This is a genomic window from uncultured Eudoraea sp. (genome assembly GCF_947258925.1).
Taxonomy (GTDB): Bacteria; Bacteroidota; Bacteroidia; order Flavobacteriales; family Flavobacteriaceae; genus Eudoraea.
On the sequence record NZ_CAMYKG010000056.1, the window covers coordinates 1 to 9,038 of the forward strand.

Here is a 9,038-nt window from a genome sequence, read left to right on the forward strand (position 1 = left end):
CAGAGAGACTGTGATAGTCATCACCGAGAGCATCAAGCAATGCAACAAACGCATGGTTGTCAGGAGCAAAAACGGTAAATGGTCCTTCGCCTCCCAATAATTCTACCAACCCGGCATCCGCTTGTATAAGTGCTTCAACCAATAAGCTAAGATCATCTGTTTCCACAGCTATTTCTACAATGGTTTTCAGACTTAGGGAAGTCACAAAGTCTATTGCTGACTGAGGTAAAAGCACTTTATCTATAATGTGTGCTACACCATTTGAAGCTGTAAAGTCAGCACCGATAATATTGGCATTGGTATCAGAAGCATCACCGATTACAAAGGTTTCACCGGAAGATATGATTTCCAGGCTATTGTTTGCCAAGGCTGTATGAACGGTGCCTGCCTCCAGATCAGCAGCAAAAACTTCTGCAGGGATTACGTGGTAAAGTAAAATATCTCTAAGAAGCATCAATTCTGCTTCGGTGTCAAAATCATCCAGACTGTTATAATCATCCCCTAGCACTTCCAGGAGAGCGATAAATGCATCATCCTTAGGTGCAAAAACTGTAAAAGGACCTTCGCTACTTAAAGTTTCAACTAGCCCGGCTTTAATTACTGCAGCTTCCAGTATGGAAAGGCTCTCTGTCTCAACAACCAGGTCTACGAGAGTCCCTTCATCATCATCTTCATCTTCTTCCTGATTCAATGCATCCAGGATAGCCTGAGGTATTAATACTTTATCAACTACATGGGCAATGCCATTACTGGCAGGTACATTGGGTATCACTACTCTGGCATCATCTCCTGTTGCATCTTTTATAAAGACACCATTGTCTAATTTCACTGTAAGTTCTTCTCCCTGAACGGTAGTTAGCTTTTGACCATCACTAAGCTCGGAAGATGGAACTGCTGCTCCTGCTATTACATGATAGCTGAGGATGGTGGCAAGAACATCCTTGTCTGCTTCTGAATCAAAATCTTCCAGTGAATCGTAATTGTCCAGTCCATCAAGTAAGTCAGCAAAGGCTTCATTGGTAGGAGCAAATACAGTAAATGGGCCTTCACTACTCAAGGTGGTAATGAGGTCGTTGCTTTCATTCTCATCTGCTTTGGTTAAAACAGCTACTAAAGTGCTAAGTGCGTCTGTTTCTTGAGCGGTTTCAACCAGGTTGATTTCTGAAGTTCGCAATGCTGCGGTTTCATCTTCATTTTTTTCACATGATAATACGAATAGTGACAGCATCGCAAAGATCAGTGAACGTTTGAATAGTGTAACTTTTTTCATTTTCAGGGTGTTTTAAAGTTTTCAAATAGTTTAATAAATGTTCAAAAAATATAAACAAATAAGATATAGTAATATTTTAATCAAATGACGACAAGAATATGATATGTTGTCATATATAGTTAATAAATTGCGATAATCTTAGTGTTCTTCTGAAAGATATCACAATATAAAAAAGGTTGCTTTTGTTTAATAAAAATTATTAAAAGATTAACAAAAATGATAGTACTTCAAGCCGTAATATGCGACCATAAAAAAACTCCCTTGAAGAACAAGGGAGTTTTTAGCTACCAAATAATTGAATTAGTCTACTAAATCAATGTTTTAATTAGTTTGTAGTATCCGGAAGAAGAACCGCATCCAGTACGTGTATTATTCCATTTCCTGCCTGTACATCAACAGCTATAATACCTTTTCCTGAGTTACCTGCTCCATCAGTTACATCAGCAATATTTGGATCTGTACCTGGTAAAGTGATGGTAATATTATCTCCCTCCAAGGTTGGTGCTGTAGTGTCTCCATTTGGAGTCAGGTCAGCAGAAGTAATATTTGATTCACTTACTACATGGTGTAGTAATACTTGCGTAAGAACAACTTCTCCTGGTATTTCATCTAAAGCATCGAATGCCTCGTTCGTAGGAGCAAACACTGTATACTCAGGATTAATTCCATCTGCATTACTGCCGTCTGTTCTTGATAAGATATTTACAAAATCCGTTGCCGGGGTTAAGGTGGTTAAAGCTTCAACAAGGGTCGAGAAATTTGGATCTGCAGCAGCAAAAGTTACTACAGTAGGGATGTCTATTACCGTATCAACCGCATGTATAATTCCGTTAGTTCCTACGACATCCGCAGTTGTTACTGTAGAGATTCCGTTAAAAATAACACCATCCGAAGTATTGAAGTATAAACTTAAATCATTATCTCCCGGGCCTGTAGCAAAAGTATTTGTATAACCTGCGCCAGAACCAACTAAGTCAGTTGAAGTAACTACTCCTTCAACCACGTGGTTTAATAAAATTTGAGAAAGTACAGCTGTATTAACATTGCCTAGAGGTGTTCCATCAAGGAAAGTTTCAAAAGCAGCGTTATCTGGTGCAAGGACAGTGAATGGTCCATCACCGGATAGTACATTTATTAAATCACCATCAGCTGCACCCAATGCTGTAACCAGACTGCTAAATTCCGAATTAGCAGCAGCATGCGCAACTATAGAAGGGATAGGAATTACTGCATCAACTATATGAATAGTTCCGTTGGATGCACTTATATCCGCGCCACCATCTGTTACGGCCGAAGCGTTGTTAAAACGTACACCATTAGAAGTATTAAAATAGATGCTGATGTTGTTTCCACCAGCTCCCGAGGCATTAGTACTAGCATAACCAGCGCCTGAAGCTACTAAATCTCCGGAAGTGATGTCTGCAGAGATCACATGGTTTAATAAGATTTCAGCCAAAACGTCGGTTGGCACGTCATCTAAAGAGTTAAAGCCATTTGCAGCCAAAAAGGTTACAAAAGCAGCATTTGTTGGGGCAAGAACTGTAAACGGACCGTCTCCGCTGAGTACTTCTACTAAATTCCCATCTGCAGCTTGCAAGGCGGCAACGAGTGTCGCTAATTCCGGGGTTGCGAGTGCAATTTCAACAATATTCTGTTCTGGCACTGGTGCCGGACCACCGTTATCATCATCAGAACATGAGAATGTAATAACCATCACTAAGGTGGCTAAGATCGATTTAAAAAAATTTGGACTTGTTTTCATTTTAAATAATTAAGTTTAATATTAACTGATTTTTATTGTTCAACAAAATTAGAACTAAAGTTGAACAAAAAAATATATTTATAAAATGTTTAACATCCATTAAAAGTTAAACGAAGCTCACTAAAGTTCTGTAAACATTCATATGAAAGGTTATTTGATGGAATCAAATACTTGATGCGGGATAGCTTAAGAGGTTGCTTTTGTTTAAAGATAAATGTTTAAAAATTAACAATAAATTATATTTTTTATGGGATAATTACCGTTTGAACAAAAAAAAACTACCGAATGTACGGTAGTTTTAAAGTTTTAGGGTTGAAGCGCCAATCAGCTCAATTGGTAGTGTCAGGGATCATTACTTTGGTGATTAAGTGAATTACACCATTTGAAGCCTGAATATTGTCTACCGCCAATAAGATATCTGAATTGCCGGAACCATCGGTAATGGTCACGTCACCTATAGATAATGAAAAGGTAATATCATCACCTTCGAGGGTAGTGGCAGTAGATTGATCTGTAATATCTTCAGATCGGAGATTATCATTTACCACATGATGTTGCAATACAGCGGTAAGTAAACCTTCTTCAATATCATCTACCGTATTCCAGTTGGCATTGGTATCAAGCAAAGTTTCAAATGCAATCTCTGCCGGGGCGAAGACCGTAAACGGACCTGTACCGGAAAGTATAGAAGCGAAATCTGTATTTGGGGTAGCCGTAGTTAATGCTTCGGTCAATGTTATAAAATTAATGTCATTGGTCACAAAAGTTACCACCGTTGGAAAATCAATGACTGCATCTACGGTATGAATAATCCCATTGGAAGCCTGCACATTCTCATCAACAACACTGGAAGCCCCATTTAATTCAATAGCTGCACCTGTAGCATCGAAATACAAAGATAAATTTGTCCCGCTAGTTGGTCCTTCAGCCAGGGTCTCAGCATAATTCCTTGCCAGTGTTCTAAAAGTTAAGGCATCTATGCTTGAACCAATTACGTGATTAAGTAACAGCTCACGCAAAACAGTTACAGGAACGTCGCCGATACCGGCAAAGTTACCACTGGCCAGAAATAAATCAAAGGCAGCATTTGTTGGTGCAAGCACAGTAAAAGTACCCGGGCCATCAAGGGTATTTACAAGGTCCGTAAGTTCTAATGCCTCAACCAATGTTGAAAGATTGGGATTGGCAGATGCTATTTCAAAAATGGTTTCACCTGAAGGAGCACCATCATCATCGTTATTACAGGCAAGCACTGTGAAAGCAATCAGTGCTAAAATCAGGAAATGTTTTATACTTAGATACTTTTTCATAATTAAGTTTTTAAATAGAACTGTAAAAATGCAATAATATTTAATCTTATCTTTTTTAACTAAATAACTTTAGGATAAATTTAATATTCTTTCACAAAGACGCTACTTACAATTTTAAAAATATAAAAGATGCCGCTACCTGCATAGATAGAATAGCATTCCGTCTTCAACATATACGACAAGCTTGCAAGGGCTAATGATAATGAAATTTTGTAATTTTGCAATTCTTTATTAAATATGAAAAAAGTAGTTGTAGGACTTTCGGGAGGGGTAGATTCCAGCGTGGCCGCTTATCTTTTAAAAGAACAGGGATATGACGTCATAGGCCTGTTTATGAAAAATTGGCATGATGATTCTGTAACCATTTCTAAAGAATGTCCCTGGCTCGAGGATAGTAATGATGCCTTAATCGTTGCCGAGAAGCTGGGAATTCCTTTTCAAACTGTGGATTTAAGCAGGGAATACAAAGAGCGCATTGTCGACTATATGTTCAGGGAATACGAAAAAGGAAGGACTCCGAATCCTGATGTTCTCTGCAATAGAGAAATTAAGTTTGATGTTTTTCTGAAAATTGCGTTGCAATTAGGAGCTGATTATGTAGCAACGGGCCATTACTGTAGAAAAGGTGAAATTTTAAATGCTGATGGCTCTACAACTTACAGGCTCCTGGCAGGTGCAGACGAGAATAAGGACCAGTCCTATTTTTTATGCCAGCTATCACAAGAACAATTAGCTAAGACACTTTTCCCGATCGGTGAGTTGAAAAAACCGCAGGTTAGGCAGATTGCCTTTGATAATGAATTGATAACAGCGGATAAAAAAGATTCACAGGGGCTTTGTTTTATCGGGAAGGTGCGTTTACCGGATTTTTTGCAACAAAAGCTAAAACCGAAGAAAGGGCCAATAGTAGAAGTGCCTCAAGATGTAGCGCAGTACCAAAGAACACCCCCTGTTTTTAACAGTAAATTTGAAGAGTTGGCGTACTATGCCCAAAAACCGGTATATGATATTTCCGATGGTAAAGTGGTTGGTCAGCATCAAGGGGCACATTATTTTACTAAAGGACAGCGCAAAGGCCTGGACGTCGGAGGTACCCCGGAACCTTTGTTCGTTATAGAAACCGATGTTTCTGATAATATAATTTTTACAGGCCAGGGAAAATCTCATCCCGGATTATTCAGACGAACCTTGTTTATAACGAATGATGAATTGCACTGGGTTAGACCAGATATGAGTTTAGGGGTGGATGATTCTATGGAGGTAATGGCCAGGATACGATATAGGCAACCACTGCAAAAAGCTACATTATATAAAGTTGACTCAGGTCTCTACGTAGATTTTGACCAAAAGCAAGAAGCCATAACAGAAGGACAGTTCGTCTCGTGGTATTTGGGAAATGAGCTTGTAGGTTCAGGAGTGATTTCTTAATATTTATAGGAATGCTCAGGATTTTACATCAAGTATTTGATTCTAAAGAAATTAGCAATAATCTATGCAAAACAGAATAACCAATCTTTTCGGTATTGAATATCCTATTATACAGGCAGGTATGATTTGGGCCAGTGGGTGGCGATTGGCATCGGCGGTATCTAATGCAGGTGGCTTAGGACTTATTGGTGCAGGAAGTATGTATCCTGAAGTACTCAGGGAACATATTCAAAAGTGTCAGCAGGCCACGGATAAACCATTTGGTGTTAACGTTCCGCTTTTGTATCCCGATATTGATAAATTAATGGAAATTATCATAAAACTAAAGGTTAAGATAGTTTTTACTTCAGCCGGGAACCCAAAAACATGGACTGATTATTTAAAACAAAATGGCATCACAGTAGTGCATGTGGTAAGCAGTGTAAAATTTGCTTTAAAAGCGCAGGAAGCAGGCGTTGATGCAATAGTAGCAGAAGGATTCGAAGCGGGGGGGCACAATGGCAGAGATGAAACTACAACCCTTACATTGATCCCGGCTGTTCGACAGCAAATTAGTCTTCCATTAATTGCTGCAGGCGGTATTGCCACCGGGGCGGCCATGCTGGCCGTTATGGTCTTAGGAGCAGATGGTGTGCAGGTAGGAAGCAGATTTGTGGCCAGTGATGAAGCATCATCCCATCAATTATTTAAAGAACAAGTGGTGCAGGCAGGCGAGGGAGACACACATTTGACACTAAAGGAACTTGCCCCTGTAAGACTTCTTAAAAATAAATTCTATCATGATATTCAAGAGGCCTACAAAAATGGATCCGGGGTGGAAGAGTTAAAAGATTTGCTGGGACGAGCCAGGGCTAAGCGCGGGATGTTTGAAGGTGACCTCGAAGAGGGAGAGCTGGAAATAGGTCAGGTTTCTGCCCTTATACACGAAATTAAACCCGCAGCCAAAATTGTTTCAGATATGTTGAAGGAGTTTAATGACGCGAAGGAGTTACTTCTGGAATTATAAAAAAGTTTTCCGGGTTTCTAAATCAGGTGCTGATGATTAGCCTTTGGATTAACTTCATGACCTTAGATTTAATCGAAGTATATAGCTGTCTGCTGTGATATAAAGGATGGACTTGTCTTTATTAAATGCGCAATTGGATGTTGCCTGTCCTGTTTTAATTTTACCCAACAGCTTTCCGTCAGCAGAAAATATAAATACGCCTCCGGGTCCTGTTGCGAACAAATTTCCTTCCTTATCTACCTTTAACCCATCAGGTAAACCTTTTTCTGAAGGAACAAGTTCTGTCGCATCATAAAAGATCTTTCCATTGGTAATAGAGCCATCTTCCAAAACATCGAATACCTTCCACACGGCAAATTCCGGATCAGAATTGGCCACATAAAGTTTCTTTTCATCAGGAGAGAAAGTAATGCCATTGGGTCTTGTGAATTCTGTTGTTAAAAGGGTTAACTCCCCATCCTCACTGAGTCTGTATACCCCCTGATGGCTGAGTTCTTTTTCAGGGTCATCCATACGTTGTGGAAGGCCGTATGGAGGATCGGTAAAATAGAGGTCACCGTTACTACTATAAACCCCATCATTCGGGCTGTTAAATCTTTTGCCTTTATACGCCTTTGTCAGGGTTTTATAATTTGCTGTGGGCTGCGAAACCGAACTTTGCATTTCTGCTATTTGCCTGTCCCCATGCTGGCAAAGAACCAAGTTACCTTTCTTGTTCAGAAGTAATCCGTTAGCCCCGGGTTCTGCTCCTTCAAAGTTGTCGCCGGTAAAGCCGGAAGGCTTTAAATATAATTTTGCTTCTTCTCCTTTCTTCCAGCTATAAATTGCATTTCTGGGGATATCGGTATACAATAACATTTCCTGATCCGGCAACCACAGGGGACCTTCAGTCCAGTCATGTCCTTCTGCAATAACTTGTATTTTTGATTCTTGGGGAACTATAGACCAAAGACTTTCTTCATAGGCCTCTATCTCACCTTCTTCAAATATTCTGGACATATATGGCTTTTCCTGTTCTTCATTGGAAGTCTCTTTTTTTTCCGTTTTGCATTGTGTCAGGATTAAGGCGCTTAATGCTACAAGGCCCGGGTATAATATCTTTTTCATATTCTTAGTATAATGCTTAGTAAAGATTGTAATCCGATTAATTTAAACGATTTGAGTTGGGTGTTTTGCAATTTACCAAATTAGCTGCTACTGCTGCAAGATTCTAATGTCCTTAATTAAACGGCTTATCTCCTGGTCTTTAGTACCGTCGTAGATTCCTCGTATTTGCTTCTTTTTGTCGATAAGCACAAAATTCGGAGTATGGATAAAGTCCTGCAAACCTCCATCGCCCTGATCAACCACTGCGAAATAATTTTTACGAGCCAATTCATAAATATGTTTTTTATTACCTGTAGTAATATTCCATTTGGTATCAAGAGCGCCATTTTTGGAGGCATATTTATATAAAACGGGCACACTGTCATACTCGGGTGTTACAGAAAGAGATAATAATTTTACATCTGCATCATTCAAAAACTCCGTTTGCAATTTTTCCATATTATTTGTCATGACAGGACAAATACTGGGACAGCGGGTAAAGAAGAAATCCGCTACATAGATTTTACCTTCGTAATCCTTATCGGTTATTGTATCCCCGTTTTGATTGATAAGGCTAAAAGGACCAATAGTATGGTTGGCATTCATATTTTGAAGACTCCCATCCACGAGTTCAGGATTCAAATCTGAAGGATTATAAACTGCCGGTTGTTCTTCTCCAAACCAATAGGACAATAGAATTAACAAGGCGGTGAGGACTATGAATATAGTTACTCCCTGCCTGAAATGCGGGTTTTTTAAAAATTCAGTTTGCAATGATGCTTGTTTATTAACTTAACCTATAATAGGGCACAAAAAGACCTGTTCTTCAACTGTTTTTAGAGTATGGAATTATCTATTTCAATATCGGCATTTTCCCAAGCCTTGTCATATTCAGCTTTGATTTTACCGGCTTCGTCTATTTTATCCTGAGCCAAAAGACTTTGGTACAACCCCATAAGCGACCAACCGTTTTGTCGTAAAACTTCAAGGTCCTCTTTATAAATAAGTTCAGCTTCATTAAATTTTTTGGCTTTTAATAATACAGCACCCAGGTTTTGACGAGTTGGTACGTGCCAGGCCGCAGGTTCGGTATAGACCAGTTTATCTTCCAGGGCAACAGCATTTTTTAAATGTTCAATTGCTTTGGGCAAGTCTCCGTTAAGTGAGGCCAGTTCA

7 protein-coding genes and 1 pseudogene are annotated in these 9,038 nt (G+C 39.3%); 2 read left to right on the plus strand and 6 right to left on the minus strand.

Translation table 11 applies throughout. The features are described from left to right. The 3 genes from Q0X77_RS14690 to Q0X77_RS14700 all read right to left on the minus strand — a co-directional run. Positions 1 to 1,270, minus strand: a 1,270-nt coding sequence (locus Q0X77_RS14690; RefSeq protein WP_297798581.1) for a fasciclin domain-containing protein, incomplete at its 3' end; no start/stop codon positions are given. A gap of 325 nt (positions 1,271 to 1,595) precedes the next feature. Continuing rightward, a complete protein-coding gene (locus Q0X77_RS14695; protein ID WP_297798582.1) occupies positions 1,596 to 3,032 on the minus strand; it encodes a fasciclin domain-containing protein in 1,437 nt (478 codons plus the stop codon). Between the two features lie 329 nt (positions 3,033 to 3,361). Then, positions 3,362 to 4,342, minus strand: a complete 981-nt coding sequence (locus tag Q0X77_RS14700; protein WP_297798583.1) for a fasciclin domain-containing protein — start codon at positions 4,340 to 4,342, stop codon at positions 3,362 to 3,364. 237 nt (positions 4,343 to 4,579) lie between these two features. On the opposite strand from Q0X77_RS14700, the gene mnmA reads away from it, so the two are divergent. After that, positions 4,580 to 5,770 carry a tRNA 2-thiouridine(34) synthase MnmA gene (gene mnmA, locus Q0X77_RS14705; protein WP_297798584.1) on the plus strand — a complete coding sequence of 397 codons (1,191 nt, stop codon included), beginning with the start codon at positions 4,580 to 4,582 and terminating at the stop codon, positions 5,768 to 5,770. Between the two features lie 64 nt (positions 5,771 to 5,834). Then, positions 5,835 to 6,776 carry a nitronate monooxygenase gene (locus Q0X77_RS14710; protein WP_297798585.1) on the plus strand — a complete coding sequence of 314 codons (942 nt, stop codon included), beginning with the start codon at positions 5,835 to 5,837 and terminating at the stop codon, positions 6,774 to 6,776. Positions 6,777 to 6,830: 54 nt separating this feature from the next. Here Q0X77_RS14710 and Q0X77_RS14715 read toward each other — a convergent pair whose 3' ends face one another. The 3 genes and pseudogenes from Q0X77_RS14715 to Q0X77_RS14725 all read right to left on the minus strand — a co-directional run. Beyond that, positions 6,831 to 7,883, minus strand: a complete 1,053-nt coding sequence (locus Q0X77_RS14715; RefSeq protein ID WP_297798586.1) for an SMP-30/gluconolactonase/LRE family protein — start codon at positions 7,881 to 7,883, stop codon at positions 6,831 to 6,833. A gap of 87 nt (positions 7,884 to 7,970) precedes the next feature. Further along, positions 7,971 to 8,636 carry an SCO family protein gene (locus tag Q0X77_RS14720; protein ID WP_297798587.1) on the minus strand — a complete coding sequence of 222 codons (666 nt, stop codon included), beginning with the start codon at positions 8,634 to 8,636 and terminating at the stop codon, positions 7,971 to 7,973. A gap of 62 nt (positions 8,637 to 8,698) precedes the next feature. Further along, positions 8,699 to 9,038, minus strand: a pseudogene (locus tag Q0X77_RS14725) (hypothetical protein); the annotation flags it as partial.

Bases quoted from the DNA above. Each gene is read 5' to 3' on its own strand.
- Q0X77_RS14715 (WP_297798586.1), bottom strand. From the start codon at position 7,883: ATGAAAAAGATATTATACCCGGGCCTTGTAGCATTAAGCGCCTTAATC.
- Q0X77_RS14700 (WP_297798583.1), bottom strand. From the start codon at position 4,342: ATGAAAAAGTATCTAAGTATAAAACATTTCCTGATTTTAGCACTGATT.
- Q0X77_RS14710 (WP_297798585.1), top strand. From the start codon at position 5,835: ATGCAAAACAGAATAACCAATCTTTTCGGTATTGAATATCCTATTATA.
- Q0X77_RS14695 (WP_297798582.1), bottom strand. From the start codon at position 3,032: ATGAAAACAAGTCCAAATTTTTTTAAATCGATCTTAGCCACCTTAGTG.
- mnmA (WP_297798584.1), top strand. From the start codon at position 4,580: ATGAAAAAAGTAGTTGTAGGACTTTCGGGAGGGGTAGATTCCAGCGTG.